The sequence below is a fragment of the Streptomyces gardneri genome (genome assembly GCF_006539185.1).
Classification (GTDB): Bacteria; Actinomycetota; Actinomycetes; order Streptomycetales; family Streptomycetaceae; genus Streptomyces; species Streptomyces gardneri.
In genome coordinates, this window is sequence record NZ_BJMN01000032.1 from 50,399 (window position 1) to 76,845 (window position 26,447).

25 protein-coding genes and 1 riboswitch are annotated in these 26,447 nt (G+C 71.4%); of the genes, 10 read left to right on the forward strand and 15 right to left on the reverse strand.

The window, feature by feature from the left end:
* Positions 1–73: 73 nt before the first annotated feature.
* From SGA01_RS24285 to clpS, 5 genes are all read right to left on the reverse strand, one after another.
* Complete coding sequence (locus tag SGA01_RS24285; RefSeq protein ID WP_141298511.1) at positions 74–1,051, reverse strand: ABC transporter substrate-binding protein; 978 nt, start codon at positions 1,049–1,051, stop codon at positions 74–76.
* A 40-nt stretch (positions 1,052–1,091) separates the two neighbouring features.
* Positions 1,092–1,225: riboswitch (cobalamin riboswitch) on the reverse strand.
* A 14-nt stretch (positions 1,226–1,239) separates the two neighbouring features.
* Positions 1,240–1,665: a M67 family metallopeptidase gene (locus SGA01_RS24290; RefSeq protein ID WP_055643247.1), complete on the reverse strand. Its 426-nt coding sequence runs from the start codon at positions 1,663–1,665 to the stop codon at positions 1,240–1,242.
* 76 nt (positions 1,666–1,741) lie between these two features.
* On the reverse strand, positions 1,742–3,178 hold the full coding sequence (locus SGA01_RS24295; RefSeq protein ID WP_141298512.1) for an amino acid permease: 1,437 nt from the start codon (positions 3,176–3,178) through the stop codon (positions 1,742–1,744).
* A gap of 333 nt (positions 3,179–3,511) precedes the next feature.
* A complete protein-coding gene (locus tag SGA01_RS24300) occupies positions 3,512–4,093 on the reverse strand; it encodes a DUF2017 domain-containing protein (protein WP_141298513.1) in 582 nt (193 codons plus the stop codon).
* Entirely contained in the window at positions 4,093–4,398 is a 306-nt protein-coding gene (clpS, locus tag SGA01_RS24305) for an ATP-dependent Clp protease adapter ClpS (protein WP_055643244.1), read from the reverse strand. The genes SGA01_RS24300 and clpS overlap by 1 nt, the downstream gene beginning before the upstream one ends.
* Positions 4,399–4,499: 101 nt before the next feature.
* On the opposite strand from clpS, the gene SGA01_RS24310 reads away from it, so the two are divergent.
* Together SGA01_RS24310 and SGA01_RS24315 are read left to right on the forward strand one after the other, a co-directional pair.
* Positions 4,500–5,828 carry a nicotinate phosphoribosyltransferase gene (locus SGA01_RS24310; RefSeq protein WP_141298514.1) on the forward strand — a complete coding sequence of 443 codons (1,329 nt, stop codon included), beginning with the start codon at positions 4,500–4,502 and terminating at the stop codon, positions 5,826–5,828.
* A gap of 111 nt (positions 5,829–5,939) precedes the next feature.
* Positions 5,940–6,536: an isochorismatase family protein gene (locus tag SGA01_RS24315; protein ID WP_055643242.1), complete on the forward strand. Its 597-nt coding sequence runs from the start codon at positions 5,940–5,942 to the stop codon at positions 6,534–6,536.
* A gap of 45 nt (positions 6,537–6,581) precedes the next feature.
* Here SGA01_RS24315 and SGA01_RS24320 read toward each other — a convergent pair whose 3' ends face one another.
* Both SGA01_RS24320 and SGA01_RS24325 read right to left on the reverse strand, forming a co-directional pair.
* Positions 6,582–6,893, reverse strand: coding sequence for a hypothetical protein (locus SGA01_RS24320; RefSeq protein ID WP_024756391.1), 312 nt, complete (start codon positions 6,891–6,893; stop codon positions 6,582–6,584).
* Positions 6,894–7,015: 122 nt separating this feature from the next.
* A complete protein-coding gene (locus tag SGA01_RS24325; RefSeq protein ID WP_141298515.1) occupies positions 7,016–9,424 on the reverse strand; it encodes an immune inhibitor A domain-containing protein in 2,409 nt (802 codons plus the stop codon).
* A 381-nt stretch (positions 9,425–9,805) separates the two neighbouring features.
* Between SGA01_RS24325 and SGA01_RS24330 the strand changes: the two genes are divergently transcribed.
* On the forward strand, positions 9,806–10,105 hold the full coding sequence (locus SGA01_RS24330) for a hypothetical protein (RefSeq protein WP_141298516.1): 300 nt from the start codon (positions 9,806–9,808) through the stop codon (positions 10,103–10,105).
* A gap of 6 nt (positions 10,106–10,111) precedes the next feature.
* On the opposite strand, the gene SGA01_RS24335 is transcribed toward SGA01_RS24330, so the two are convergent.
* Together SGA01_RS24335 and SGA01_RS24340 are read right to left on the reverse strand one after the other, a co-directional pair.
* The gene (locus SGA01_RS24335; protein WP_141298517.1) at positions 10,112–10,843 is read right to left on the reverse strand and encodes an RDD family protein; all 732 of its coding nucleotides are present in this window, start codon (positions 10,841–10,843) and stop codon (positions 10,112–10,114) included.
* 126 nt (positions 10,844–10,969) lie between these two features.
* Entirely contained in the window at positions 10,970–12,529 is a 1,560-nt protein-coding gene (locus SGA01_RS24340) for an RDD family protein (RefSeq protein ID WP_141298518.1), read from the reverse strand.
* Between the two features lie 340 nt (positions 12,530–12,869).
* Here SGA01_RS24340 and SGA01_RS24345 point away from each other — a divergent pair, with 340 nt between their 5' ends.
* Entirely contained in the window at positions 12,870–13,361 is a 492-nt protein-coding gene (locus tag SGA01_RS24345; RefSeq protein WP_141298519.1) for an SsgA family sporulation/cell division regulator, read from the forward strand.
* A 56-nt stretch (positions 13,362–13,417) separates the two neighbouring features.
* Here the strand turns inward: SGA01_RS24345 and SGA01_RS24350 are convergent, their stop codons facing one another.
* Positions 13,418–14,785 (reverse strand): FAD-binding oxidoreductase, encoded by a 1,368-nt coding sequence (locus tag SGA01_RS24350; protein WP_141298520.1) that lies wholly within the window; start codon positions 14,783–14,785, stop codon positions 13,418–13,420.
* Between the two features lie 98 nt (positions 14,786–14,883).
* On the opposite strand from SGA01_RS24350, the gene SGA01_RS42610 reads away from it, so the two are divergent.
* Positions 14,884–16,437 (forward strand): tetratricopeptide repeat protein, encoded by a 1,554-nt coding sequence (locus SGA01_RS42610; protein ID WP_141298521.1) that lies wholly within the window; start codon positions 14,884–14,886, stop codon positions 16,435–16,437.
* Positions 16,438–16,545: 108 nt separating this feature from the next.
* On the opposite strand, the gene hppD is transcribed toward SGA01_RS42610, so the two are convergent.
* Entirely contained in the window at positions 16,546–17,691 is a 1,146-nt protein-coding gene (hppD, locus tag SGA01_RS24360) for a 4-hydroxyphenylpyruvate dioxygenase (protein ID WP_055643234.1), read from the reverse strand.
* 121 nt (positions 17,692–17,812) lie between these two features.
* Here hppD and SGA01_RS24365 point away from each other — a divergent pair, with 121 nt between their 5' ends.
* From SGA01_RS24365 to SGA01_RS24380, 4 genes are all read left to right on the forward strand, one after another.
* Positions 17,813–18,280: an Lrp/AsnC family transcriptional regulator gene (locus SGA01_RS24365; RefSeq protein WP_024761701.1), complete on the forward strand. Its 468-nt coding sequence runs from the start codon at positions 17,813–17,815 to the stop codon at positions 18,278–18,280.
* Between the two features lie 105 nt (positions 18,281–18,385).
* Complete coding sequence (locus tag SGA01_RS24370) at positions 18,386–18,967, forward strand: ArsR/SmtB family transcription factor (protein WP_141298522.1); 582 nt, start codon at positions 18,386–18,388, stop codon at positions 18,965–18,967.
* Between the two features lie 52 nt (positions 18,968–19,019).
* Complete coding sequence (locus SGA01_RS24375; protein WP_141298523.1) at positions 19,020–19,214, forward strand: hypothetical protein; 195 nt, start codon at positions 19,020–19,022, stop codon at positions 19,212–19,214.
* Entirely contained in the window at positions 19,211–20,587 is a 1,377-nt protein-coding gene (locus tag SGA01_RS24380) for an MFS transporter (protein WP_141298524.1), read from the forward strand. The genes SGA01_RS24375 and SGA01_RS24380 overlap by 4 nt, the downstream gene beginning before the upstream one ends.
* Here the strand turns inward: SGA01_RS24380 and SGA01_RS24385 are convergent.
* Positions 20,520–21,302 (reverse strand): YlbL family protein, encoded by a 783-nt coding sequence (locus SGA01_RS24385; protein WP_141298525.1) that lies wholly within the window; start codon positions 21,300–21,302, stop codon positions 20,520–20,522. The genes SGA01_RS24380 and SGA01_RS24385 overlap by 68 nt on opposite strands.
* 9 nt (positions 21,303–21,311) lie before the next feature.
* Positions 21,312–22,454, reverse strand: a complete 1,143-nt coding sequence (locus tag SGA01_RS24390; RefSeq protein ID WP_141298526.1) for an alpha/beta hydrolase family protein — start codon at positions 22,452–22,454, stop codon at positions 21,312–21,314.
* Positions 22,455–22,540: 86 nt separating this feature from the next.
* Between SGA01_RS24390 and SGA01_RS24395 the strand changes: the two genes are divergently transcribed.
* Entirely contained in the window at positions 22,541–23,521 is a 981-nt protein-coding gene (locus SGA01_RS24395; RefSeq protein WP_141298527.1) for an ArsR/SmtB family transcription factor, read from the forward strand.
* Here the strand turns inward: SGA01_RS24395 and SGA01_RS24400 are convergent.
* Both SGA01_RS24400 and SGA01_RS24405 read right to left on the reverse strand, forming a co-directional pair.
* Positions 23,518–24,159, reverse strand: a complete 642-nt coding sequence (locus SGA01_RS24400) for an IclR family transcriptional regulator (RefSeq protein ID WP_017237054.1) — start codon at positions 24,157–24,159, stop codon at positions 23,518–23,520. The genes SGA01_RS24395 and SGA01_RS24400 overlap by 4 nt on opposite strands.
* A 439-nt stretch (positions 24,160–24,598) precedes the next feature.
* Positions 24,599–26,389 carry a DEAD/DEAH box helicase gene (locus SGA01_RS24405; RefSeq protein WP_141298528.1) on the reverse strand — a complete coding sequence of 597 codons (1,791 nt, stop codon included), beginning with the start codon at positions 26,387–26,389 and terminating at the stop codon, positions 24,599–24,601.
* Positions 26,390–26,447: the final 58 nt, after the last annotated feature.

The following is a 26,447-nucleotide window of genomic DNA, read 5'->3' on the forward strand; positions in this document are numbered from 1 at the left end:
AGGACGTACCGCGACGTCCCGGAGGCCGGTGTGCTCTTCTCCTTCGGCTTCCCGGCCCTGTCGAGGACCGTGCTCACCGGGCCGGGTGGAGCTGGGCGGCGAGCTTGTCGACGGCGGCGGGGACCCGGACGCCGAGGACGGTGTCGGAGAGCGGCATGACGGCGAACCTGCGGTTCTTGATCGCGGGGACGTCCTTGAGGGCGGGGTCGTCGAGGAGCCGCTTCTTCTTCTGCTCGACGGTGGTGGAGCCGTAGTCGTAGATGACGATGATCTCGGGGCGCCGGTCGACGACCTGTTCCCAGGTGGCGTCACCGAAGGCCTTGTCGAGGTCGGCGAAGACGTTCCGGCCGCCCGCCCGGGTGATGAGCTCGTTCCCGATGCCCTTGCCGCCCGCCGTGAAGGCGGTCTTGTCGCCGCTGTCGTAGACGAAGACGGAGACCGGCGGGGTGCCCCGCAGCCGCTTCTCGGTGGCGGTGACGGTCGCGCGTGCCGCGTGGGTCCAGGTCTCGGCCCGGTCGGGGACGCCGAAGGTCCGGCCGATCTCGCGGACTTCGCGGTAGAGGTCGTCGATCGAGGTCGAACCGGACGGGCAGTACTCGGTGTTGAGGCGGGTGGCGATGCCGGACTTCTTGAGGTCGTCGCGGCCGCGGCCGTCCTTGGCGTCGAAGGCGGTGGCGTAACCGCCGTACACGAAGTCGGGGTTCGCGGCGAGCAGGGCCTCCTTGGAGGGGTACTCCTTCGCGAGGACGGGGACGGTGTCGTAGGCCTTCTTGTAGGCGGGGAGGACCGTGTCGTCGAGGTAGGCGGTGCCGACGAGCGACTTCTCCAGGCCGAGGGCGAGCATCACCTCGGTGACGTGCTGGTTCATGGTGACCACGCGCTTCGGCGGGGCCTGGTAGGTGGTCTTCACGCCGCAGTTGTCGACGGTGTACGGGAATCCGGGTGCGGACTTCCCGGGCTTCGCCGAGGAGGCCGGCTCCGAGGGGGCCGAGCAGGCGGCGAGCAGCGGGACGAGAGCGAGCGCGGGCAGCAGCGGGCGGCGCCAGGACATGACGGTCGTGCCTCCTCCGGGGATTTCCACGTCCCCGATCGGTGGTGAGAGGCGGCAGGTCAGTTCCTGGCTCCCGCCTCCCGAGGAGGCGGTCACAGTGGCGGGACCGCACCGGATTCGCACCGGTTTCCTGGTTCCTGCCGCCCGTTGGTCCCGGTCAGTCTCTCACTCGGCCCGGGACGGGGGCCCTACGCGTAGGCCTCGACGATCTCGACGTCCTCCTCGGTCACGACGCCCTCGACGATGGTGAAGGAGCGGAACTGGAAGGGGCCCGCCTCGTCGGTGTCGGCGGTGGAGACGAGGACGTAGTGGGCCTGCGGCTCGTTCGCGTACGAGATGTCCGTGCGGGACGGGTAGGCCTCGGTCGCGGTGTGCGAGTGGTAGACGATGACGGGCTCCTCGTCCCGGTCGTCCATGTCGCGGTAGAGCTTGAGCAGGTCCGCGGAGTCGAACTCGTAGAAGGTGGGCGAGCGGGCGGCGTTCAGCATGGGGATGAAGCGCTCGGGGCGGCCGCTGCCGGCCGGGCCCGCGACCACGCCGCAGGCCTCGTCGGGGTGGTCCGCTCGGGAGTGCTCCACGATCTGGTCGTACAGGGCCCGGGTGATGGTCAGCATGCCGACAGGATAAGCAGACGGGCCGTTCCGTACCGAGGAGTGGTACGGAACGGCCCGGATGCTGAGACCTGGCAGTTCAGGAACGCTTGACGAAGGCGCTGCCCTCGGGGTTGCGGGCCTTGAGGACCAGGTAGGAGACGGCGAGGACCAGGCCCCAGACCGGCGCTCCGTACAGCGCGACCCGGTTGCCCTCGTCCATGCCCATGGTCACGATGACCAGCGCGAGGAAGGCCAGGGCGAAGGCGCTGAGCCAGATGCCGCCGGGCGCCTTGAAGGAGGACTCGGGCAGCTCGCCGCGGTCGGCCTTGCTGCGGTAGCGGATGTGGCAGATCAGGATGGCGATCCAGGCCCACATGCCGGAGATGGTCGCGAAGGAGACGACGTAGTTGAACGCCTCACCGGGCCACTGGTAGTTGATCCAGACGCCGAACATCATCAGCGCGGCCGAGAACGTGGTGCCGATCAGCGGGGTGCCGGAGCGGGTCAGCTTCGTGAAGACCTTCGGGCCCTGGCCGTTGAGCGCGAGGTCGCGCAGCATGCGGCCGGTGGAGTACATGCCCGAGTTGCAGGAGGAGAGCGCGGCCGTCAGGACGACGAAGTTGACGATGGCGGCGCCGACGCCGAGGCCCATCTTCTCGAAGGCGGCGACGAACGGAGAGACTCCCGGCTTGAACTCGGTCCACGGGACGACCGACAGGATCATGATCAGCGCGCCGACGTAGAAGACGGCGATGCGCCACGGCACGGTGTTGATGGCCTTGGGCAGGACGGTCTTCGGGTCCTTCGACTCACCGGCGGTGACGCCGACGAGCTCGACGGCGAGGAAGGCGAACATGACCATCTGGAGGGTCATCAGGGTGGAGTAGATGCCGTCCTTGCCGGCGAAGAAGCCGCCGAGGTCCCACAGGTGGGTGACGGAGGCGGTGTCGCCCGCGTCGGAGAAGCCGAGGGTGAGGATGCCGGCGCAGATGAGGATCATGCCGACGATCGCGGTGACCTTGACCATGGAGAACCAGAACTCGAGCTCACCGAAGAGCTTCACCGAGATCAGGTTGGCGCCGTAGAGGATGACCGTGAAGACGAGGGCCGAGAGCCACTGCGGGATGTCCCACCAGTAGGTCATGTAGGTGGCCGCGGCGGTGACCTCGGTGATGCCGGTGACGACCCAGAAGAGCCAGTACGTCCAGCCGGTCACGAAGCCCGCGAAGGGGCCCATGAACTCGCGGGCGTACTCCGAGAAGGAGCCCGAGACCGGGCGGTACATGAGGAGCTCGCCGAGCGCCCGCATGATGAAGAAGATGACGAGTCCCGCGGCGGCGTACGCGAGGATCAGACTCGGCCCCGCGATGGAGATGCCCTTGCCCGCGCCGAGGAAGAGGCCGGTGCCGATGGCGCCACCGATCGCGATCATCTGGATCTGGCGTGCACCGAGTGCCCGGTGATAACCCTCGCCCGAGACGGTGTCCGCGGCCTCGTCGCCGTCGTGCTGCTTGTCGACCTGCACTGAGGTCATGGTGGTGCGCCTTTCTCCATGCTGATCCGCGCGACTGCGAGTGAGTCTGCTGCGGATCAGGTCCTGATCCCCCCGGATGTGGAATGGAGTGCCACCGGCGGTCAGCCGGTCGAAGCGCCCTCGGGTACATGGGTGGCGTCCCCGAGCGGTCGTGAAGATTTATCACGCGGCAGGGACTGATCGACGGCGGCGCGTGTGGCCCACGCCACATGAAAAGGCGGACAAAAAGGGCTCGCCAGAGCAAAGGCGGACGCTCTGATAACGCATTCGTTATCCGGATTTGAGCGTCCGCTGAGCGAACATCGCGCGCCCGGGGGGTGACCCGGACACGCCCTACGACATCAGGGTCTCGACGAGGGACTCCTGGAGCGCACCCAGCCAGAGGTACGCCATCACCATCGGCTTGCGCGGGTCGGAGTCCGGCAGCCGGTACAGCTGCTCGCTCTCCTCGTCCTTGACCTCCAGGCGGGTCCCTATCGTCAGCCGGAGGTCGTTGAGCGTGCCGAGCCAGGCCCGGGACTCGTCCGCGGTCAGCTTCAGGACGGCGCCGCCCTCGCCCGCCGACTCGCCGGAGAGCGAGTCCAGGGCGCGGACGACCACGAGGGCGTCCTCGCGCTTGCGGGCCCGCAGGTCGTTCTCGGTGTAGCGGCGGAAGTCGGCCGCGGACGCCCGCAGGTCCTCGCTCTCGTCCCCGTACGCGTCGGGGAAGAGCCGCCTCAGGGCGGGGTCGGAGGGGGGCTCGCTCGGGCCCTCGACGAAGAGGGCGGCCAGCGGGTCGGCGTCGACCGCGGGCTCGTCGCCGGGGCCGATCAGCTCCATCAGCTGGACGGCGAGGGAGCGGAGGATGGAGACCTCGACCTCGTCGAGCGCGATGGCCGCTCCGCCGCCGGGCAGGTTCTCGAAACGGCCGGCCATCAGAAGCGGTCCTGGGAGAGAGTCGCCCACAGGCCGTAGCCGTGCATCGCCTGCACGTCCCGTTCCATCTCCTCGCGGGTGCCGGCGGAGACGACGGCCTTCCCCTTCTCGTGCACGTCGAGCATCAGCTTGTGCGCCTTGTCCTTGGAGTAACCGAAGTACGACTGGAAGACGTAGGTCACATAGCTCATCAGGTTGACCGGATCGTTGTGCACGAGGGTCACCCAGGGCACGTCGGGTTCGACGACCGCTGAGACCTCCTCGGCCGATTCCGTACGTTCGATCTCAATAGGCGCGACGCTCACTCACCCCATGCTGCCACCCCAAGGGGCCCATCGCACAAACAGGTCACCCATACCGACCCCCTATTCGTCACTCTGACGATTTCTGCGCTAGCATCGCTGACATGAACGCTGCGGACCTTGGGCTGCCGGTGGACGTGCCGTCGACCGCGCTCTTCACCGATCAGTACGAGCTGACCATGCTCCAGGCGGCCCTCCGGGCCGGCACCGCCGACCGGCACTCGGTCTTCGAGGTCTTCACCCGGCGGCTGCCCGAAGGGCGCCGCTACGGCGTCCTCGCGGGCGTCGGCCGGGTCCTGGACGCCGTCGAGAACTTCCGCTTCGACCCCGCCGTCCTCGGCTTCCTGCGCGAGCACGGCATCGTCGACGAACCGACCCTCGAATGGCTGGCCGGATACCGCTTCTCCGGCGACATCTGGGGCTACCCCGAGGGCGAGGTGTACTTCCCCGGCTCGCCCGTCCTGCGTGTCGAGGGCTCCTTCGCGGAGTGCGTGCTCCTGGAGACCGTGATCCTCTCGATCCTCAACCACGACTCGGCGATCGCGGCCGCCGCCTCCCGTATGTCGGCCGCGGCCGGCGGGCGCCGCCTGATCGAGATGGGCGCCCGGCGCACCCACGAACTGGCGGCCGTCGCCTCCTCCCGCGCCGCGTACGTCGGCGGCTTCGACTCCACCTCGGACCTCGCGGCCGGTTTCCGCTACGGCATCCCGACCGTCGGCACCTCCGCCCACGCCTTCACCCTGCTCCACGACAGCGAGCGGGACGCCTTCCGGGCGCAGGTCGAGAGCCTGGGCCGGGGTACGACCCTGCTCGTCGACACGTACGACGTGGCCGAGGCCGTCCGTACCGCCGTGGAGGTGGCGGGGCCCGAGCTCGGAGCCGTCCGCATCGACTCGGGCGACCTGCTGCTCGTCGCGCACCGCGTACGGGCGCAGCTGGACGAGCTGGGCGCGCGGGACACGAAGATCGTCGTCACCTCGGACCTCGACGAGTACGCCATCGCCTCGCTCGCGGCGGCGCCGGTCGACGCGTACGGGGTGGGCACGCAGCTGGTCACGGGCAGCGGCCACCCGACCTGTTCCATGGTCTACAAGCTGGTCGCCCGGGCCCGCTCGGCCGACCCCAAGGCGCCTCTGGTGCCGGTCGCGAAGAAGTCCCTGGGCGGCAAGGCCTCGGTCGGCGGCCGTAAGTGGGCGGCGCGGCGGCCCGACGCGTACGGGGTCGCCGAGACGGAGGTCCTGGGCACGGGACCGGTCCCGCCGGAGCTCGTCGACCACCAGCTCCTGGTCGAGCTGGTCAAGGGCGGCGAGGTGGTGGCCCGGGAGCCGCTGGAGGCCGCCAGGTCCCGGCACATCGCGGCCCGCGCCGGGCTGCCGATGTCGGCGATCCAGCTCTCGCGCGGCGAGCCGGTGCTGCCGACGGAGTACGTGTAGGCCTACGCGTTCGCGTACGCGTAGGCACAACGCGGGGACGCCCTCTCCCCTGGGGAGGGGGAAGTCTCTAGGCTCGAACCCACCCCATCCGACGCGCTAAGGACACCCGCCATGCACCGCGCATTGATCGTTGTGGACGTTCAGAACGACTTCTGCGAGGGCGGCAGCCTCGCGGTGACGGGCGGCGCCGACGTCGCCGCCGCCATCACCGACCTGGTCGGCCAGACGGCGGGCACCTCCTACCGGTACGTGGTGGCCACCCGCGACCACCACGTCGACCCGGGCGCGCACTTCGCCCCGGAGGGCGAGGATCCGGACTACGTCACCTCCTGGCCGGTGCACTGCGTGGCCGGCACGGAGGGCGTCGGCTTCCACCCGAACTTCGCGCCCGCCGTCGCCAGCGGGGCGATCGACTCCGTCTTCGACAAGGGCGCCTACGACGCGGCGTACAGCGGCTTCGAGGGGCTGGACGAGAACGGGCGGACGCTCGCGGAGTGGCTGCGGGAGCGGGACGTCACCGAGGTCGACGTGGTGGGCATCGCCACCGACCACTGCGTCCGGGCGACGGCCCTGGACGCGGCGCGGGAGGGCTTCCGGACCCATGTGCTGCTCGACCTGACGGCCGGGGTCGCGAAGGCGACGACGGCGAAGGCCCTGGAGGAGCTCGGGGCGGCGGGCGTGCGGCTGACGGGCGAGCCGGTGGTCTAGAAAGCCCCCGGAGCCCCTGGAGCCCCCCTGGAGCCCCCGGCGGGACTACGCCGCGGGTTCCTTCGGGAGGGTGCGGACCGGGTGCCAGAGTTCCTGGGCGGCGCCGGGCGCGGATCTCCAGAGCAGGCCGTCGGGGTGGTGCAGGACGGCCGTGATCTCGTCCGGGGTGGGCGGCTCGCTGTTGCCGCGGAGGTAGACCGCGCGCAGACCGAGGTTCCGCAGCCGGGTCAGGGCGCGGGCACGGTTGGCGGCATGGACCAGGAAGCGGACCGAGGCCCCGTCGCGGGCCGGGCTTGGCAGCCCTATCGCGACGACCACGCTGCCGCCCGGCAGCTTGCAGAACCCTCCGTTGGGCATGCGGAACCACTCCCCCGTGGATCAGATGTCAATAAGAACTGCGTCAGACGCACCTAAACACGATCGGCCGTCGCCCGCTAGGGGGCGACGGCCGATCATGCTTTGACCTGCAGCTTTATCGACTACTTGGTCGACGGGCCAACCTGAACCGTGATCGTCTGGCCATCCTTCGGCTCCTTGACGACCTGGATCTTGGTGTTGGTGTCAGTTGTCTTGACACCGGCGCGCTCGGTCTCGGGGTACCAGTAGGTGCCCTTGCGGTCGTCGAAGACCGGGTTACCGGCCTGCGACGGAACCCAGGTGCCCACGCCCGCCTTGTGCAGCTGGAAGCCGTCCGTGCGGGAGAGGCTGAAGGGGGCGTCGTACGACTGGACGCGGTTGCGCATCAGCGTGCCGTCGGACCACTTCAGCGGGCTCGGGTGCGCGTCGATCGGGAGGATACGACCCACGCCCGGGTGCTTCGAGGTGTTGTTGTCCTTCTGGGACAGGTCCCACTTCCAGATGAGCAGACCGTTCTGGTACGGGTAGTGCTCGACCCAGCCGGCCTTGTCGCCCGTGAAACCGAAGTTGTACGGGCCGACCTTGAGGGTCGCGTCGTACGAGACGTACTGGCGGTTCTCCGCGATGTAGTACTGCTCGTAGTCCTTGCTGAAGCCCTTCGCGATCCGCGAGAAGCCCTTCGAGACCCAGCCGTTGTCACCGTTCTCGGCGTTGTCCGAGAAGACGGTGGCACCGTCCGCGGCGAGGGTGATGGCGTCGGCGGTGAAGCCCTTGCCGCCCGCGCCGCCGTCCGTCTGGTAGCGGAAGCGGAGGTCGAACTTCTTGCCCGCGTAGGCGTCGAGGCCGTAGACGAGCTTCTTGTGCGCACCGGAGACGTCCGTCAGCGACGGGGAGCCGGCGGCGTCGCGCGGAAGCGCCACACCGTTGGCGGTGCCGTCGAGGGCGGTCCAGTTGGCGCCGCCGTCGGTCGAGACCTCGGCGTAGAGGAAGTCGTAACCCTTCTCGATGTCCCACCAGCCCTGGAGCTCCAGGGAGGCCGAGGACTTGCCGGTCAGGTCGACCGGGCGGGTCAGGGTGTTCTTGAGGTCGTCACCCATGTTGCTCCACCACTGGGTGGCACCCTCGGCGGGGGCCACGACCTCGGTGGGAACCGACTTCTTCGGCAGCTCGACGACGAGCGCCTGCGGGTTCTTGGTGTTGTACTCCGAGACGCCCAGCTTGTGGGTGGTCTTGGTGCCACGCTGCCAGTCGTTGACCTTGGCGTAGTTCAGCCAGCCGAGCTGGAGCTTGTCCCACGAGGTCATGTCGCCGGGCAGGTCGCCGATGGCGTCCTTGCCCTGGCCGAGCCAGGAACCGGACGACATCAGGGTCCAGAACCCGGTGGAGTTCTCGCCGCCCGAGGTGTCGTAGTGGTCCGGCAGACCGAGGTCGTGGCCGTACTCGTGCGCGAAGACGCCGAGGCCGCCGTTCTCCGGCTGCATCGTGTAGTCGCCGACCCAGATGCCGGTGTCGCCGATCTGCGTACCACCGGACTTGTTGTTCGCCGGGCCGGTCTTGCCGGCGTTGGTGCCGTACGCGTACCAGCGGTGGGCCCACAGCGCGTTGGTGCCCTCGGCGCCGCCACCGGCCGACTCGTCCTCGCCCGCGTGGACGATCTGGAAGTGGTCGATGTAGCCGTCGGGCTCGTTGAAGTTGCCGTCGGCGTCGAAGTCGTAGCGGTCCCACTGGTCGTACTGCGCCAGGTCGGCCTTGATCTGGGCGTCGGTCTTGCCCTGGGCCTTCTGAGCGGCCGCCCACGCGGTGACGCCGTCACGGACGGTGTCCCAGACGTTGGGGCAGTTGGTGTCGCCGCAGTAGTTCGAGCCGTAACGGGCCTCGTTGTAGTCGACCTTGACCCAGTCGGAGACGGCGCCGTCGACCGAGTACCGGCCGGACGAGGTCTTCTCGTAGTAGGTCTTCAGCGACTGCTTCGGCTTGCCCTTGGCATCCTTGCCCGTACCGAAGTACAGGTCCTGGAAGTGCTTCTGGTTGTAATCCGCCTGCCACGCCGTGGAGTTGTCGTTCGCACGGTCCGGCTTGGCTATCTGGTTGTGCAGCGGGCCGGGCTCGCCGCCGTACATCGGCTTGAGCTCGGTCGTGTCGTCGTCCTCGCGGTCGACAAGGGTGGTGTTGTCCACCTTGTCGCCGAACTCGACGAGGATCGTGAAGATCTTGTCGGTCTTCTCGCGGCCCAGCTCGACGTACTTCTTGCTGGCGAGCTTGACGACCTGCGAGCCCCCGCGGGTCTCGACCTTCGCCTCGCCGTTCAGCACCTGCTCCAGGGCAGCCTTGCGCTGCTGCTCCTGCTTCTTGCTGTACGGACCGTCGAGGTCGTGGTCGACCGTCGTCTTGTCGACGGTCTGGATGCCGGCCGGCGACACGTTGCCGTCGCTGTCGGCCCAGGCGGTGGAGAAAGTCGAGGCGGTGGCGGCGGTGGCCGCGAGCGCCACGACGACTGCGGACGCTCTGATCGCCCGTCGTCTGTTGGTCACTTGATGTAGTCCTCCCCGGCGCCCACGCACCCGGACCGAAGGTGGGGTGTCCGTCCTGCGGGGTCGCGCGTCACAAGTGACGACATTTGACCGGAGTGGCGCCAGAAAAGACAGATCTTGACTTGCACAGACCAACTGCACTATGTGGGAGCGGATTTCCGATAATCGGGCATCCAATGGGTACGCAAGGGACATCCCTCGCGCACCGACCGGCCGTGCGACAGTCCGTCAGGCGCATCGCGGCGGACGGCGGGCGGGTCGCGTGACTCCGTGCGCCCCCCGTGCACCGGCACGGTGGGTTAGGTCACGCTTACCACTGGTTCCCTCCGGGCATCCACCGTCATAGAGTCGAACCGATGTCCTGAGGGGGCGGTACCTGTCATGCAGCGACCGAACGCCGCACAACTCGCCTACGGTTCGGCCACCGTCGCCCTCGCGACCGTCGCCCTGCTGTTGCTCTCCCGTACGACGACGACCCTCGGGATCGCGGTGATCTGCGCCGCGGGCCTGCTGCTCGGCGTTCTCGTGGCGGTGACGATGCCGGTACGGGCGAGGCCCGTCAAGACTTCCGCGGCGCCTGTTCCGGCCGCTCCCCCCGCGCCTTCCTCCCTCGGGAACGAAGAGATCCGGATACCGGCCGCGCGCGTGGGCGCGGGCGCCGATACCCGGATCGGTTCGTGACGCTCTCTACTGGGCGGTGACGACCACCGTCTTCGCCGCCTTGTCGTGCAGGCCCTGCTTGTAGGGCTTGTCGACCAGGATGAGGATGAGCAGGAGCAGCGGCCACAGACAGGCGCAGCAGATCAGCGCGGGCAGCCACAGCACGACGGCCCGCAGCAGCGACTGGCTCATCGGGGGCGTCGAGCCGTCGTTGAGCATCGCGACCCGGAGCTTCATCAGCTTCTTGCCGAGCGTCTGGCCGTTCTTGGCCGTCATCACCGTGTCGTAGGCGACGTACGCGACGATCGTGATGAGCTGGAAGACCAGCTGGCTGCCGCCGTTGAGGCTGTTGACCGTGTCCCCGAAGTCGTTGCCGTCCCGGGTCGCCCGCTCGTAGATGTCGAACGGGATGCCGATGATCGCCAGCGGCACCGCGACGATGAGCCAGTCGATCACACGGGCCAGGATGCGGCGGCCGGATTCGGCGAGCGGCGGCATCCCGGAGAGCGGATCGGTCCCGCCGTAACCACCGCCGTAACCGCTCCCGTACGGAGGCGGGGGCGGCGGCATGTTGTCGTACGGAGAACCGGACGAGGGACCGTACGGGTTCCCCGGCGGAGGCCCGCCAGGAGGCTGCCCGGGCGGGGGCGTTCCCTCAGGCGGCGGCTGGCCGGCGGAGGGCGGTGTGGGCTCCTGCGGCCTCTTGAGGAACGGGTCCTCCTCGGGCGGCTGGCCGGGCGGCGGCTGGTCGGTGCTCATGGGGGCAGTGCATCCCGGGGGCGACCGTCCCGCACGAGATGAACGCCCGTTCGGGGGACCGCCCCGGCGGGCCGGGCGGCCTGCCCGGCCGTCGGCCCGCTCGTCGGCCCGGTCGCCCTGCCCCGCTCAGCGTGCGACGAAGGTGCGGGCCGCCTTGTCGTGCCAGCACTGCCGCCAGGGGCGGTCGAAGAGGCACCACAGGACGTTGAGGACGCCGATGACCAGGAGCCCGAGGACGCTGTAGACGAGCCAGCGCCGCAGGGCCGCGCCGAACCGCGGCGGCTGGTGCGCCTCGATGTCCCGCACCTCGAGCCCGCACAGCTTCTTGCCCAGCGTCCGGCCCCACTTGGCGGTGGGCAGCGCCTCGTACAGGACGCCGATGACGAAGAGCGAGGCGAGCGCGATACCGAACTGCACGGAGGTCGTCGCGTCCAGGAGCCAGACCTGGACGGTGGTGCCGGACTGCTTGGCCGCCTCGATCTTGCCGTCGATGTGGTCGAGGGCGGCGGTCACGAAGGGGAACGCCGCGGCGCCGACGAGCGCGCCCAGGACGACGGTGTCGATCAGCCGGGCCAGCAGGCGCCTGCCGAGACCCGCGGGGCGGGCGGCGGCCTGGGCGCGGGCCGCCTGCTGGAACACGTCCTCGACCGGCGGCTTCCACGGCAGGACCGGCTGCTGCTGCTCCTGCTGTTCCTGGGGCTGGGCCTGGGCCTGGGGCTGCGGCTGGGGTCGGGGCTGGTGCTGGACCTGCGGCTGCGGCTGCTGTGCCCAGGAGGGCGTGGAAGGTACGGGGGCGGGGGTCACCGGCTCGGGGGCCGCCTGCGGCTGCGGGGCCGGGGCGGGGGCGGGGGTGACGGGCATGCCGCCGAGGCGCGCGGCTCCCCCGGTCGACCGGGGGTCCGCCGTCGGCGCGGGGGCAGGGGTAGGAGCCGGGGCGGCCGCGTGGGGCTCGGCCGGCTCGCTCGCGCCCGCGACGGGCCATTCGGCCGGGGTCCGCGGGTCGGGGACGACGGGGGCCCGCCGCTGCGGTTGAGGCTGGTGCTGGGCCGGGTGCTGGGGCTGGGCCTGAGCCTGGGGCTGGACCGGAGGCTCGGGCTGCTGTTCCTGGGGCGCGCCCCAGGCGACCTTCTGGTCGCGGTCGCCGCCGAAGCCGGTCTGGCGGGCGGTGTCCGCCTGCCAGGCCGAGGAGGGCTCCGGCGTCACCGGCTCCTCCTCGAAGTCGTCGAAGAAGACGGGCCCCGTCTCCTCGACCGCCGGAACGGAGGCCGCGGGAAGGGCCGCCGGGACGGGCGCAGGGGCCAGGGCCGGACTGCCCCCCTGGTTCTGGGCCGCGATCCGGGCCGGGTCGTGAGCGGGGTTCTGGACCGGGCCGTGGGCCGGGTCCTGGGCCGGGTTCCGGACCGGGCTCGGTGCGGGAGCCCGGCTCTGGGCCGGCGCGAGGTTCTGCGCCGCCGCCGGGTACTGCGGAACCACCGGCGCGGGCGCCGGGCCGGAGGCCAGGATCGGACCCGCCGGGATCGCCCCGGCCGGCGGGTTCGGCGTGCCCTCGCCGTCCTTGGGGGCCGGCCGGCTCGTACCGGGCACCCAGGCGCCCCCGTTCCAGTACCGGATGTATCCGGGAATGGACGGGTCCGGGTAGTACCCCGCCTGCGGTACCTCTCCGCCGCCTCCAGGAGGAGTAGCCACTGCCCCGACTCCGTTCAGTCACAACGCCTTTGATCCCACGGCCGCTCCCCCGGGCATGCCGCGCCCAAGGAGGACAGTAACGAAGAACGTCCCCGAGGGAAGAAAGAGCCCACGAGAAAGACCGCCTTCGGGCGACAGAGACCGGAATCGGTCACTCATGGTGATGTTCGGGCCGACGCATCCGGGCTCGCGAGCGGCATCCAGGCGCTCCGCGGGTGCTCTGCCTGAGCTCTCAAAAACTTTCCGAAAAAACTTCCCGAAGTCGCGTAATGAACGGCGTGGACCCCGCTCTCTCCTGGTGAAGGCCCGTCCGGGGCCCTCCACGAGAGGACGTACGACCATGCAGAACACCGACAACACCACCGTCGAGCGCGAGCTGGAGCTCAGGCTGGTGCTCTCCCCCGAGCGCGCCGTCCCCGTCCCCGCCCGGCTCGCCTACCGCACCGACGACCCGTACGCCGTCCACATCACCTTCCACGTCGGTTCGGACCACCCGGTCAACTGGACCTTCGCACGGGAGCTGCTCGTCGAGGGCGTCTTCCGGGCCTGCGGCCACGGCGACGTCCGCATCTGGCCGACGAAGGTCGAGGGCCGCAACGTCGTCCTGATGGCGCTCTCCTCCCCCGACGGGGACGCCCTGCTCGAAGCCCCGTCCGCGCAGGTGTCCGCCTGGCTGGAGCGGACCCTGCGGGCGGTGCCGCCGGGCACCGAGTCCGAGCGGCTCGGCATGGACGACGGGCTCGCCGAACTCCTGGCGACCACCGTGATCACCGACGAGCTGTGGCTGCGCGACCCGTGGCCGTCGGACGAGTCGCAGGACGGTGAGCTGTGAGCCGCTTGTCCCGCCTCGGCCACCTGACCCTCGTACCCCTCGTACCCCTGGAGGTCTCAGAACAGCTTCCCGGGGTTGAGCAGCCCCAGCGGATCGAAGGTGTGCTTGATCCCGCGCTGGAGTTCGAGACCGACCGGACCCAACTCCCTGGCCAGCCACTCCTTCTTGAGGACGCCCACGCCGTGCTCACCGGTGATCGTGCCGCCGAGGGCGAGCCCGAGCGCCATGATCTCGTCGAAGGACTCCCGCGCCCGCCGCGACTCGTCCTCGTCGGCGTGGTCGAAGCAGACGACGGGATGGGTGTTGCCGTCCCCCGCGTGCGCGCAGACGCCGATGGTCAGGTCGTATTTCTCCGCGATCGCCGACGTGCCGTCGAGCATCGCGGCCAGCTTCGTCCGCGGCACGCACACGTCGTCGATCATCGTCGCGGACTTGATCGTCTCCAGGGCCGTGAGGGAGAGCCGGCGCGCCTGGAGGAGGAGTTCGGACTCGACGGCGTCCGCGGCCGGCACGACCTCGGTGGCGCCCGCCGCCGTGCACAGCTCCCCGACGGCGGCCAGATCGGCGGCCGGGTCCGGGGTGTCGAAGGCACACAGGAGGAGCGCCTCGGTGGTGTCGGGCAGCCCCATGTGCGCCAGCCTGTTGACGGCCTGGACGGTGGTGCGGTCCATGAGTTCGAGCAGCGACGGGGTGTGGCCGCGCTCCATGATCGCGCAGACGGCCTCGCAGGCGGCGGCCGCGGAGGGGAACTCGGCGGCGAGCGCGAGCTGGGCCGGGGGCTGCGGCCTGAGCGCGAGCACGGCCCCGACGACGATGCCGAGGCTGCCCTCGGATCCGACGAAGAGCCTGGTCAGGTCATATCCGGCGACGCCCTTGGCGGTGCGGCGGCCGGTGGTCAGGAGCCGGCCGTCGGCGAGGACGACGTCGAGGCCGAGGACGTACTCGGCGGTGACGCCGTACTTCACACAGCACAGACCTCCGGAGGCGGTGCCGATGTTCCCGCCGATGGTGCACGTCTCCCAGCTGGAGGGGTCCGGCGGGTAGTACAGGCCGTGTTCGGCGACGGCCCGTGACAGCACCGCGTTGACGACACCCGGTTCGACGACGGCGATCCGGTCGACCGGGTTGATCTCGAGGATGCGGTCCATCTTGACCAGGGAGAGCACGATGCAGCCCTCGGCGGCGTTGGCGCCGCCGGACAGGCCCGTGCGGGCTCCCTGGGGGACGACGGGGACACGGAGTTCGGTGGCGGTCCGCATGACGTGCCGGACCTGTTCGACGGTGCGCGGGAGCACGACGACCGCGGGGGTGCCGGCCGCGCAGAAGCTCGCCATGTCGCGGGAGTAGGAGGCCGTCACGTCCGGGTCGGTGAGGAGCGCCTCGGCGGGTAGCCCGGCGCGCAGCCGCGTCAGAAGATCGTCCATGCGTCCAGCGTGGCACCCGGGGCCATCGGTGTGAACCCGCCGGAGCGGGCGCTTCGTGTGCTCTTCGTACAGGCGCGTGCGGGCGCACAGTGAGCGCCATGAAGACCCAGAACGTGTCGAGGACGGTCCTGGCGGCGGGCGTGGGCGCGGTCCTCGCTGCGACGGCCCTGCTGTACGTCCCCGAGCTCGTCGGCCAGGGGCCGCCGCCCCCGCCCGGTCCGGCGGAGCGGGCGACGATCGCGGCGCACGCCGGTGCGCAGGCCGCGCTGCCCGACCTGGCCGCGCTGATCACCGACCGGGAGAAGTGGCTGCGGGCCCACCCCGACGACGACGCGTCCTGGGCGGCGCTCGGCGCGGCGTACACGGAGCGCGGGACGCGGATCGGAGACGTACGGGACTACCCGAGGGCCGAGCGTGCGCTGAAGCGCTCCCTGGCCGAACGGCCCGCCGCCCGGGGCAATGTGGACGCGCAGCTGGGGCTCGGGGCGCTGGCGGGGGCGCGCGGCGACTGGAAGACCGCCAAGGAGTGGGGCGAGCGGGTACGGAAGGCGGAGCCGGGGCGCTGGCCCGCGTACCCGGTCCTGATCGACGCGTACAACGGCCTCGGCGACTACGAGGCCGCCCGGAAGGCGTCGGAGAAGCTGGAGGAGCTGCACGCGGGCGCGGTCGTGCGCGCGCGTGCAGCGCAGGCGTACCGGAACCGGGGCTGGCGCGAGGACGCCGACGCGGCGGCCCTGGACGCGGCGGCGCTGGCGGAGACGGACGCGGAGAAGGCGGCGTCGCTGGGGCGGCTCGGGGACCTGGCGTGGGAGCGGGGCGAGGCGGCGGAGGCGCTCGCCCGGTACGGCTCGGCGCTGCGGCTCGTACGGGACCACGGGCCGTCGCTCGCGGGGCGTGCGCGGGCGCTCGCGGGCCTGGGCCGTACGGACGAGGCGCTGCGCGACTGGCGGGCGGCGCTGGCCCGGCTGCCGCTGCCGGAGTACCTCCTGGAGGCGGGCGAGCTGTACGAGGCGGTGGGCCTGGACCGGGAAGCGCGGGCGCTGTACGAGCGGCTGCGGACGGGTGCGTGGGTGCGGGGCGAGGTGGCTCAGGGGCTGCTGGACGCGGACCACGGCGAGCCGGCCGCGGCGGTGGTGCGGCTGCGGGCGGAGTGGGCGCGCGGGCACCGCTCGGTGGCGGTGGCGGACGCGCTGGGGTGGGCGCTGTACCGGGCCGGGCAGCCGCAGGAGGCGCTCGGGTACGCGAAGCGGGCCACGGACGAGGGGCTGCGGAGCGCGCTCTTCACGTACCACCTGGGCGAGATCGAGCGTGCCCTGGGGCAGACCGGCCCGGCCCGCCGCCATCTGGAGCAGGCGCTGCGGATCAACCCCGTGTTCTCCCCGCTGCACGCCCGGCGGGCGGAGCAGGCCCTGACGGCCCTGGGTGAGCTGTCCGACGAACTCCCGAAGGAACTCCGCCCGGAGCCGCCCGCGGGCTCCGCGAAGGCGGCGGAGCCGAAGGACTCGGCGGCACCTAAGGAGGCGGCGGAGGGCGCGCCGGAGGCCGACGCGAAGGTGTCGGGCACGGCGGCGTCCGGCACGGCGGCGTCCGGCACGGAAGCGTCCGGCACGGAAGCGTCGGAGGCAGCGGCGTCGGGCGCGTCGCGCGAGTAGCGCGGGCGCCGTCGGCGGTGCTCCCGGCCCACCCCCCGTATGGGCCGGGAGCACATGCGGGAGGGTCCCGGGGCCGGACCCCGGAACCCTCCCGCAAGGCGTTGGCGACTAGAGGTTGCCGCGCTTCTCCTGCTCGCGCTCGATCGCCTCGAACAGGGCCTTGAAGTTGCCCTTTCCGAAGCCCATGGAGCCGTGGCGCTCGATCATCTCGAAGAAGACGGTCGGGCGGTCCTGCACCGGCTTGGTGAAGATCTGCAGCAGGTAGCCGTCCTCGTCGCGGTCGACGAGGATCTTCAGCTCGCGCAGGGTCTCGACGGGCACGCGGGTCTCGCCCGCCCACTCGCCGAGGGTGTCGTAGTACGAGTCGGGGGTGTCGAGGAAGGAGACGCCCGCGGCCCGCATCGCGCGCACGGTGGCGACGATGTCGTTGGTGGCGAGGGCGATGTGCTGGACGCCGGCGCCGCCGTAGAACTCCAGGTACTCGTCGATCTGCGACTTCTTCTTCGCGATCGCCGGCTCGTTGATCGGGAACTTCACCTTGAGGGTGCCGTCCGCGACGACCTTCGACATCAGCGCCGAGTACTCGGTCGCGATGTCGTCGCCCACGAACTCCTTCATGTTCGTGAAGCCCATGACCTTGTTGTAGAAGCCGACCCAGTCGTTCATCTTGCCGAGCTCGACGTTGCCCACGCAGTGGTCGATGGCCTGGAAGGTGCGCTTGGCCGGCGGCTCGACGATCGGGTTCGCGGAGACGAAGCCCGGCAGGTACGGGCCGTCGTAGCCGGAGCGCTCGACGAGGGTGTGGCGGGTCTTGCCGTAGGTGGCGATGGCGGCGAGGACGACGGTGCCGTTCTCGTCCTTCAGCTCGTACGGCTCGGTGATGCCGGTGGCGCCGTGCTCGACGGCGTAGGCGTACGCGGCACGGGCGTCCGGCACCTCGATCGCCAGGTCGACGACACCGTCACCGTGCTCGGCGACGTGGTCGGCGAGGAAGCGGCCCCGGTCGGTCGAGACCTTGATGACGGAGGTGAACACGAAACGGGCGGCGCCGTTGGTGAGGACGTAACTGGCGGTCTCGCGGCTGCCGTTCTCCGGTCCGGAGTAGGCGACCAGCTTCATGCCGAAGGCCGTGGAGTAGTAGTGCGCGGCCTGCTTGGCGTTGCCGACGGCGAAGACGACCGCGTCCATTCCCTTGACCGGGAAGGGATCGGCCTTACGCGCGGTGGAAGGGGTGTGATCGATGGTCTCAGTCATGGCAGCAATGTCCCGCCGTTCGGCAAGGTGCGCAAGAGTTTGTTGTTCCGCTGGTCAATCTGTACAGCAGCAGGCGAGTATGGCCGTGCGACTTGTACATCCTGACCACGGGGAGACCGTTGTGGCGATCGATCATTTGGACGGCCGGCTGATCACGCTTCTCGCACGCGAGCCGCGCATAGGGGTCCTGGAGGCCTCCCGGCGCCTCGGGGTGGCGCGCGGGACGGTGCAGGCGCGCCTCGACCGGCTCCAGGCGACCGGGGTGATCTGCGGCTTCGGGCCGCAGGTGGACCCGGCGGCGCTGGGCTATCCGGTGACGGCCTTCGCCACGCTGGAGATCAAACAGGGCCAGGGGGCGGACGTGCGGGGGCACCTGGCGACGGTGCCGGAGGTGCTCGAACTGCACACGACGACGGGCCACGGCGACATGCTCTGCCGGCTGGTCGCCCGCTCCAACGCCGACCTCCAGCGGGTGATCGACAAGGTGGTGGGCTTCGAGGGGATCGTGCGGGCGTCGACGGCGATCGTGATGGAGAACCCGGTGCCGCTGCGGATCATCCCGCTGGTGGAGCAGGCGGCGCAGGAGTAGGGCCGAGAAGACGGACGCAAAGAAGTCGCTGCAAAAAGGTCTCTGCAAAGAAGAGGTTGCAAAGAACCCCTTGCAACCTCTTCTTTGCAACTCTAGGCTTGAGCCATGTCCGAGCCCGAGAAGCACCTGAGCCGCACCCTGGACCCGCGCTCCCTGCGCGGGCTCGCCCACCCGCTGCGCATCCAGCTGCTGCGGGCCCTCCGTCGCTACGGGCCCGCCACCGCCTCCCAACTGGCCGAGCGGCTCGGCGAGTCCAGCGGCGCGACCAGCTACCACCTGCGCCAGCTCGCAGCCGTGGGCTTCGTCGAGGACGACCCGACGCGCGGCAAGGGCCGGGAGCGGTGGTGGAAGGCGGCCCAGCAGGGGACGTCCCTGGACGAGACGCTCCACAGGAACCCGGACCCCGAGGTCCAGGGCGCCCTGGAGGTCTTCCTGTTCGAGATGGCGACCATCCACACACAGGAGCTGAACACCTACCTCGGCACCCGGCACGACTGGGACGAGGACTGGCAGGGCGCCTCGGACATGAGCGACTTCACCCTGAGACTGCCGATCGAGAAGCTGCGCGAGCTGACCGGGAAGGTCCACGAACTGATGGACAGCTACCGCGACAGCGCCGACACGGACGCGCCGGGCGCCGAGCGCGTGCGGGTCCATCTGCACGCGTTCCCCCAGCAAGAGGACTGACCGCCGCGCCACCGGCGCGCGCCCATCCACGCTCATGGAAGGAACCCGCACCATGCACGCCGACATCCACCTGCACCTGCACGCCCTGACCGCGACCGAGCTGCACAGCGAGGCGGCCGCCGCCCGCCGGTCGGCCGCCGAGCAGGCCCCCAGCGCACCCCTCCGCGTCCAACTGGGGTGGAAGCTCGTCGAGTTGGGCCTGCGGATGGCCACACCGGCGAACCGACCGGTCACCTTGGCCGCATGACCGTTCCGGGGGGAAACGAGACCGCCGCCGATACCGGCGCCGCGAAGAACGCCCGAGGCCCGCTGGCCACCGTCCTCACAGCCAACGCCGTCTCGATCACGGGCAATTCACTCACTCTGATCGGTGTCCCGTGGTTCGCGCTCGACACCACGGGAAGCCCCGGCAAAGCGGGGTTCGTCGCCTTCTGCGCGGCCCTCCCCGTCCTCCTCTCCACGCTCGCCGGCGGACCGGTCATCGACCGTCTGGGCCGCCGCCGGGTCAGCATCGCCTCCGACCTGGTCTGCGGGCTCGCGCTCGCCATGATCCCGCTGCTGCACCACCTCGGCGTCCTGGAGTTCTGGATGCTGTGCGCGCTGATGGCGGTCACCGGCCTGTTCCACGCGCCCGGCGAGATGGCGCGGCACGTCCTGGTCCCCGACCTGGCCCAGCGGGCCGGGACCGCACTCCCCCGGGCGGCGAGCCTCTACGACGCCGTGGCGCGCGGTGCGCGGATGACGGGCGCCGCCGTAGCCGGACTGCTCGTCGCCTTCCTGGGCGCCGACACGGTCCTGTTCCTCGACGCGGCCACCTTCGGCCTCTCCGCGCTGCTCGTCACCGCGGGCCTGCGCGGGGTGCCCTCGGCGGAGCCGATGCGCGACGGCCCCCGGCTCTCCCCCGCCCGCTACCGGGCGGACCTCCGCGAGGGATACGCCTATCTGTTCCGGTCCCGGCTGCTGCTCGGCATCATGGTCATGGTGATGGTCACCAACGGCCTGGCACAGAGCTGGAGTTCGGTGCTGCTTCCGGTCCACGCCCGGGAGGAGCTGGGCGGACCGGCCGCCCAGGGCCTGCTGGTCTCGGTCTTCGCCGGCTGCGCGCTCGCCGGGGCGCTGCTGTACGGGGCGGTCGGGGTGCGTCTCCCCCGCCGGGCCGTGTTCGCGGCGGGGTTCCTCGTCGGCGGCGCCCCGCCGTACGTGGTGGCCGCGCTGACCGACACCACGGCGCCGCTGCTCGTCACGCTGGCGGCGGCCGGATTCGGCGTCGGCGTCCTCAACCCGATCCTGACGACCGTCATGTACGAGCAGGTGCCGGAGGCGCTGCGCAGCCGGGTCGTGGGCGCGAGTACGGCCGGGGTGCTGCTCACGACCCCGCTCGGGGGTCTGGCGGCCGGCTTCCTGGTCGAGCGGGTGGGGCTGACGCCGACGCTGCTCGGGATCGGCGGGCTCTACTTCCTCACGACTCTCGCCCCGCTGGTCTTCCCCTCCTGGCGGGGAATGGACGCCACGCCCGCCACGCCCGCGGAGGGCATACCCGACGCCGGATCCGTCAGCAGCTCGGGACCTTCGACTCCTGCCCCTGTTCCAGGGCCCGGAGGGACGCGACCGCGTCGCTGAGCGCGGTGACGGGGACGAGCCGGAGGCCCTTCGGCCGCTCGGCCTGGGCATCGGAGCACTCCGCCTTCGGTACGAGGAAGACGGTGGCCCCGTCCCGCGCGGCGGCCTGGGTCTTGAGGGAGACGCCGCCGACGGCGCCGACCGTGCCGTCCGCGTCGATCGTTCCCGTACCGGCGACGGTCTTGCCGCCGGTGAGGTCGCCGTCGTCGAGCTTGTCGACGATGCCGAGGGAGAAGAGCAGCCCGGCGCTGGGTCCGCCGATGTCGGCGAGGTGCAGGGTCACCTTCACCTCCTCGGGGTCCAGCTTGAGGTAGTCGAGGGCGGCGAGGGTCGCCGCGTCCTGGGACTGCTTCATCTGGCCGAGGTTGCGCTTCTCGATCTCGGCGTCGGACTTCCCCGACGGGTAGACGGACTCGCGCGGCAGGACGGCCCGGTCGGTGCGGAACCAGGCGTCGGCCACGTCCCCGAGGTCGACCTCGGTGGACGGCCCGGTCGCGAGGATGGTCGTCATCCTCAGCTGCCCCTCGGTCGGCCGGACCGGGGCGCCGGTGATGGTGATGACCTCGCGCCCCTTGTCCTTGCCGAGCACGTCGGCGGTCGTACCGGGCTGCGCGATCGCGTACGGCAGCGGCGCGAGCCCGACGACGGCGAAGAGCGCGGCGACCGGCAGGGCGCAGAGCGCGAGGGCACGGGGACGAGACAGGCTGGAGAGCACGCATCCAATCTACTGGGGCGCGTGCCTCCCCCGGGCCGGGGGCGCGGGCGCCTGCAGGTGGCGGGCGAAGAAGGACCGCGTTCCGCGCCGCACGGCGTGGACCGCCGCCGCCGGGTCGGCAGGCCCGATGAGCGCGGCCCGCGCCGCCGCAGTGACGAGCCCGGCGGCCTGGAGCTGGGGGACGAGGAAGGCGTAGTCGCCGAACACCCAGTGGTTGCTCTCGGCCAGCGGGACGCGGCGGGCCGGTACGCCCGCCCAGGAACGTGCGATGCGTGCGGCGCCTGCGAATCCGTCCGTGCGGAACATGAGCAGGGGCCGGTCGAGGCCTTCCAGGAGGTCCGGGTCCAGGTCGAGGTATCCCTCCAGGTTCACGCCGGCGGCGAGCCGGTCGTCGGTGGCCAGTGCGTGGACGGCGGCGGTGCCGCCCGCCGAGTGTCCGTACACACCGATTCGGCGGAGGTCCATGACGGGGGCGAGGGGCAGGCTCCCGAGCCGGTCGAGGACGAAGCGGATGTCCGCGACCCGGGTGTCGATCATGGTGCGGAAGGTCGCCGGGTCCGGATTCCCGCGCAGGACGGTCCAGCGCATCCCACTGGGCAGCTCCACCTGGCTCGCGTCGCCGGGGTGGTCGACGAGGACGACGATCCGGCCGTGGCTCGCCAGGTCCTCGGCGAGGGTCGTGCCGAGGGTGCGGGAGTCTCCGCCGCCCGGGCTGTACACGAGTACCGGGCGGCGGCCCGGGAGGGCCGGGGCGTCCACGTGCCCATGGGTGAGGACCGCGCCCCAGTCGACGCCGGCGGCCGGCAGCCCGGGGCGCACCATGGGCGCCAGGCCGGCGAACTCCCCGGCCTCCGCGGGGGTGAGCTGCGGGGCGCGCGGGCGGTCGCGGACGGTGCGGGCCGGGTACAGGACGCTGATCATGACCTCCCGTACGCCGAGGGCGGGCTCCCAGGGGTCGTTGCGGGAGGTATCCGTCAGCGCGAAGGTGCGGAGGCCGACGGGGTGGGGGCCGGTCGGCCCGGGCAGCCGGAGGGCGGCCGGTGCCGCGGCCTTGGCGGTGGCGGTGGCGGTGGGGCCGAGCAGGGTGGCGGCTGCGGCGAGGAGGGCGCCCTTGGCGACGGTGCGGCGGGTGGGTGCGGTGTGCTGGTTCATGCACGGCATCCTTGGGCGGGGCGGGGCCGTGCGCGAAGGTTCAGGCCCAGCCCGAAAGGCAGGCGGACGTCGAGGAGTTCGGACAGGTGCTGCGTATCCACTTCACCGTGGACGACTTCACCCGGGTGCGGTTCGCGCCCCGGCCGTCGCCCGTGCCGGAGCTGCACGCGGCCCTCATGATGCTGGGCGCACCGCACGAGGAGCTGCTCTTCGGGCGCTGGCGGGGCAGGCTGTCGCGCGCCCTGCCGGCGGCGGCCGGGCCGCTCGCGGACCTGGTGCCGGGCGGGGTGGCCCCGCGCTTCCTCGACGTCCTCGGCGGGACGCGGGAGGAGGGCTTCGCCCTGATCCGCGCGAGCCGCCCGGAGTTCGTCCGGTCGGAGCTGGAGCGGGTGTACGCGGGCGGGGGCCGGGTGCCGTCGTGGGTCCACGCCCTGCACAGCGGGGACGCCAGGGCGTGGAACACGCTGGACCGCGCGCAGGCGGCGGCGTACGAGACGGTCCTGGCCCCGGTGTGGCCGATGGTCCAGGACCTGCACCGGGCGGAGTTCACCCGGCACGCGCTGACGGTCGCGGAGCAGGGCCTCGGCGTCGCCCTGACGCATGCCGCCCCGGGCTCACGGCTGCGGGACGGGGTGTGGGAGTGGCCCGGCGTCACCGGCGTCCCGGGCGGCCGGGACGTGCGGCTCGACGGCCGGGGGCTCGTCCTGCTGCCGACCTTCCACTGGCGGGGTGGACCGCTCGTCCAGGACCTGCCCGGGCACCCCGTGGTCCTGGCCTACCCGGCTGGCCGGGGCCTGCCGCTCGCCCCGGACGGCGACGGCACGCGCGAGGAGGCTCTCACAGGGGTGCTCGGCAGGACCCGGGCCGAGCTGCTCCGCGCCCTGGACGAGGCCAGGACGACGACGGGCCTGGCCCGCCGTCTGGGCGTCAGCAACGCGACGGCCTCGGCCCACGCCCAGGCCCTCCGCGCGGCGGGCCTGATCACGACGACCCGCACGGGCAGATCGGTCCACCACGCCCGGACACCGCTGGGCGCGCTGCTGATCGACCCGCTGGGCCCGTCCTAGCGCAGCGCGTCGGCGACCTCGCGGGCCGCGTCCACGACGCGGGGGCCCACGCGCTCGGGGACGGCGTCCGCGAGCATCACGACGCCGACGCTGCCCTCGACGCCCGTGACGCCGACCAGCGGTGCGGCGGCCCCGCTCGCGCCGGCCTCCAGCTCGCCGTGGGTGAGAGTGAAGCCGGGTTCGATCAGCGAGCCCTGGCGGGCGGCGAGGATCGCGCGACCCGCCGCGCCCCGGTCGAGCGGGTGACGGAAGCCGGCCCGGTAGGCGACGTGGTAGTCGGTCCAGGTCGGTTCGACGACCGCGACGGCCAGCGCCTCCGCCCCGTCGACGAGCGTCAGGTGGGCCGTGGCCCCTATGTCCTCGGCGAGCGAGCGCAGCGCGGGCAGCGCGGCCTCCCTGACCAGGGGGTGGACCTGGCGGCCGAGCCGAAGCACACCGAGGCCGACGCGGGCGCGCCCGCCGAGGTCGCGGCGGACGAGCGCGTGCTGTTCGAGCGTGGCCAGCAGGCGGTAGACGACCGTCCGGTTGACCCCGAGTTTGTTGGACAACTCGGTGACGGTCAGGCCGTGGTCGGTGTCGGCGAGCAGTTTGAGGACTCTGAGTCCCCGGTCGAGCGTCTGGGAGGTTTCCGCGGTCACGACGCCCTCTCCTTCGGAGTGAGTGGCGGCGGGCTCTCACGGGATCGCGACGCCGGTCCCGTCGGCGACGCACGTCAGAGGCCGCCGGCAGGAAGGGGTACACCGGCTGCGCTCCGCGGCGGCGCTGCCACGGGGCGATTGCTTTTGAGCCGGGACAGTAGCGACCCGCTCCGCTCAGCGGAAGACCTCGTCCAGAATCCGGGCGCCGGGGACCGGATAGAGACGGTTCGGGACCTTCGTCGGTCGGACGAGGGACTTTGGCTGACAAGATCGGCTTTGTCGTGCCTCTAGCGTGGAAGGTGTTCGGAGGCGGCCGTGGGGGCCTGTCTCCGGGCCGCGTCCCGTCACCGCGGGACGCGTGAGGCCCGTACGCGCAGACTCGTACGGGCCTCACTGACATCCTGACCGACATCCGGCGGCGGTGCGCCGGCGCGGGGACTCACCGCATGCGCGTGGCCCACTCCTGGACCTTCTTGATCCGCTCTCGGATCTGGCCGGCGGTGGCCTCGGCGCTCGGCGGTCCGCCGCACACCCGCCGCAGCTCGGTGTGGATCACGCCGTGCGGCTTGCCGGTCTGGTGGACGTAGGCGCCGACCATCGTGTTGAGCTGCTTGCGCAGCTCCAGGAGCTCCTTGTGGGAAACGACAGGGCGCCGCTCCGCGGGGAGTTCGAGCAGGTCGGCCTCGTCGTCCGGCTTCCTGCGGCTGTGCGCGATCTGCCGGGCCTGGCGCTTCTGCAGCAGCAGCTGGACCTGGTCGGGTTCGAGGAGACCGGGGATGCCGAGGTAGTCCTGCTCCTCGGCGCTGCCGGGGTGGGCCTGCATGCCGAACTCGGCGGCGTTGTAGAGGACGCGGTCGAAGACGGCGTCGGACTCCAGCGCCTCGAAGGGCAGCATGTCCTGCTCGCCGGTGTCCTCGTCCTGCTGGCGCTCGGCCTCGGCGAGCTCCTTCTCGGACTCGGCGTACGGGTCCTCCTCGCCCTGCTTCTTGGGCTTGTCGAGGACGTGGTCGCGCTCGACCTCCATCTCGTTGGCGAAGCCGAGGAGGCTGGGGATCGTCGGAAGGAACACGGAGGCGGTCTCGCCGCGCCTGCGCGAACGCACGAAACGGCCGACGGCCTGTGCGAAGAACAGGGGGGTCGAGATCGTCGTCGCGTACACGCCGACCGAGAGGCGGGGGACGTCGACGCCCTCGGACACCATGCGGACGGCGACCATCCAGCGGTCGGTGTTCTCGCTGAACTCGTCGATGCGGTTCGAGGCGCCGGTGTCGTCGGAGAGGACGACGGTGGCCTTGGTGCCGGTGATCTCACGGATGAGCTTGGCGTACGAGCGGGCCGAGTCCTGGTCGGAGGCGATGACGAGCCCGCCCGCGTCCGGGATGGACTTCCGGACTTCGGTGAGCCGCTGGTCGGCGGCACGGAGCACGTTCGGCATCCAGTCGCCCTTCGCGTCGAGCGCGGTGCGCCAGGCCTGCGAGACGGCGTCCTTGGTCATCGGCTCGCCCAGGCGGGCGGCGATCTCGTCGCCGGCCTTGGTGCGCCAGCGCATGTTGCCGCTGTAGGAGAGGAAGATGACGGGCCGGACGACGCCGTCGCCGAGGGCGTTGCCGTAGCCGTACGTGTAATCCGCCGAGGACCTGCGGATCCCGTCGTTCCCCTCTTCGTACGTGACGAAGGGGATGGGGTTGGTGTCGGAACGGAAGGGGGTGCCGGTGAGGGCGAGTCGCCGCGTGGCGGGCTCGAAGGCCTCCAGACAGGCCTCGCCCCAGGACTTGGAGTCTCCGGCGTGGTGGATCTCGTCGAGGATGACGAGGGTCTTGCGCTGCTCGGAGCGGTTGCGGTGGAGCATGGGCCGGACTCCGACGCCGGCGTAGGTGATGGCGACCCCGTCGTACTCCTTGCTCAGCGGCCCGGCGCTGTAGTCCGGGTCCAGCTTGATCCCTATCCGCGCGGCGGCGGCGGCCCACTGCTTCTTGAGGTGCTCGGTGGGCGCGACGACCGTGATCTGCTGCACGACGTGGTGGTGCAGCAGCCAGGACGCGAGGGTCAGGGCGAAGGTCGTCTTGCCGGCGCCGGGGGTGGCGACGGCGAGAAAGTCACGGGGCTGCTCCTGGAGGTACCTGTCCATCGCGCCCTGCTGCCAGGCTCGCAGCTTGCCGGCGGTACCCCAAGGGGCCCGGCCGGGGAAGGCGGGAGAGAGGTGATGGGAGGAGGTGGTGGTAGTAGTCACGATCTCCGGGTTCGACGCTCGTCCAGATATGACAACCGGGCCACCTTACCGGCGGCCC

Coding starts and splice junctions, on each gene's coding strand:
- SGA01_RS24350 (WP_141298520.1), bottom strand. CDS start 14,785: ATGGACGATCTTCTGACGCGGCTGCGCGCCGGGCTACCCGCCGAGGCG.
- SGA01_RS24290 (WP_055643247.1), bottom strand. CDS start 1,665: ATGCTGACCATCACCCGGGCCCTGTACGACCAGATCGTGGAGCACTCC.
- SGA01_RS24310 (WP_141298514.1), top strand. CDS start 4,500: ATGAACGCTGCGGACCTTGGGCTGCCGGTGGACGTGCCGTCGACCGCG.
- SGA01_RS24335 (WP_141298517.1), bottom strand. CDS start 10,843: ATGAGCACCGACCAGCCGCCGCCCGGCCAGCCGCCCGAGGAGGACCCG.
- SGA01_RS24320 (WP_024756391.1), bottom strand. CDS start 6,893: ATGCCCAACGGAGGGTTCTGCAAGCTGCCGGGCGGCAGCGTGGTCGTC.
- SGA01_RS24380 (WP_141298524.1), top strand. CDS start 19,211: ATGACCGTTCCGGGGGGAAACGAGACCGCCGCCGATACCGGCGCCGCG.
- SGA01_RS42610 (WP_141298521.1), top strand. CDS start 14,884: ATGAAGACCCAGAACGTGTCGAGGACGGTCCTGGCGGCGGGCGTGGGC.
- SGA01_RS24300 (WP_141298513.1), bottom strand. CDS start 4,093: ATGGCCGGCCGTTTCGAGAACCTGCCCGGCGGCGGAGCGGCCATCGCG.
- SGA01_RS24330 (WP_141298516.1), top strand. CDS start 9,806: ATGCAGCGACCGAACGCCGCACAACTCGCCTACGGTTCGGCCACCGTC.
- SGA01_RS24315 (WP_055643242.1), top strand. CDS start 5,940: ATGCACCGCGCATTGATCGTTGTGGACGTTCAGAACGACTTCTGCGAG.
- SGA01_RS24390 (WP_141298526.1), bottom strand. CDS start 22,454: ATGAACCAGCACACCGCACCCACCCGCCGCACCGTCGCCAAGGGCGCC.
- SGA01_RS24375 (WP_141298523.1), top strand. CDS start 19,020: ATGCACGCCGACATCCACCTGCACCTGCACGCCCTGACCGCGACCGAG.
- SGA01_RS24285 (WP_141298511.1), bottom strand. CDS start 1,051: ATGTCCTGGCGCCGCCCGCTGCTGCCCGCGCTCGCTCTCGTCCCGCTG.
- hppD (WP_055643234.1), bottom strand. CDS start 17,691: ATGACTGAGACCATCGATCACACCCCTTCCACCGCGCGTAAGGCCGAT.
- SGA01_RS24295 (WP_141298512.1), bottom strand. CDS start 3,178: ATGACCTCAGTGCAGGTCGACAAGCAGCACGACGGCGACGAGGCCGCG.
- SGA01_RS24370 (WP_141298522.1), top strand. CDS start 18,386: ATGTCCGAGCCCGAGAAGCACCTGAGCCGCACCCTGGACCCGCGCTCC.
- SGA01_RS24345 (WP_141298519.1), top strand. CDS start 12,870: ATGCAGAACACCGACAACACCACCGTCGAGCGCGAGCTGGAGCTCAGG.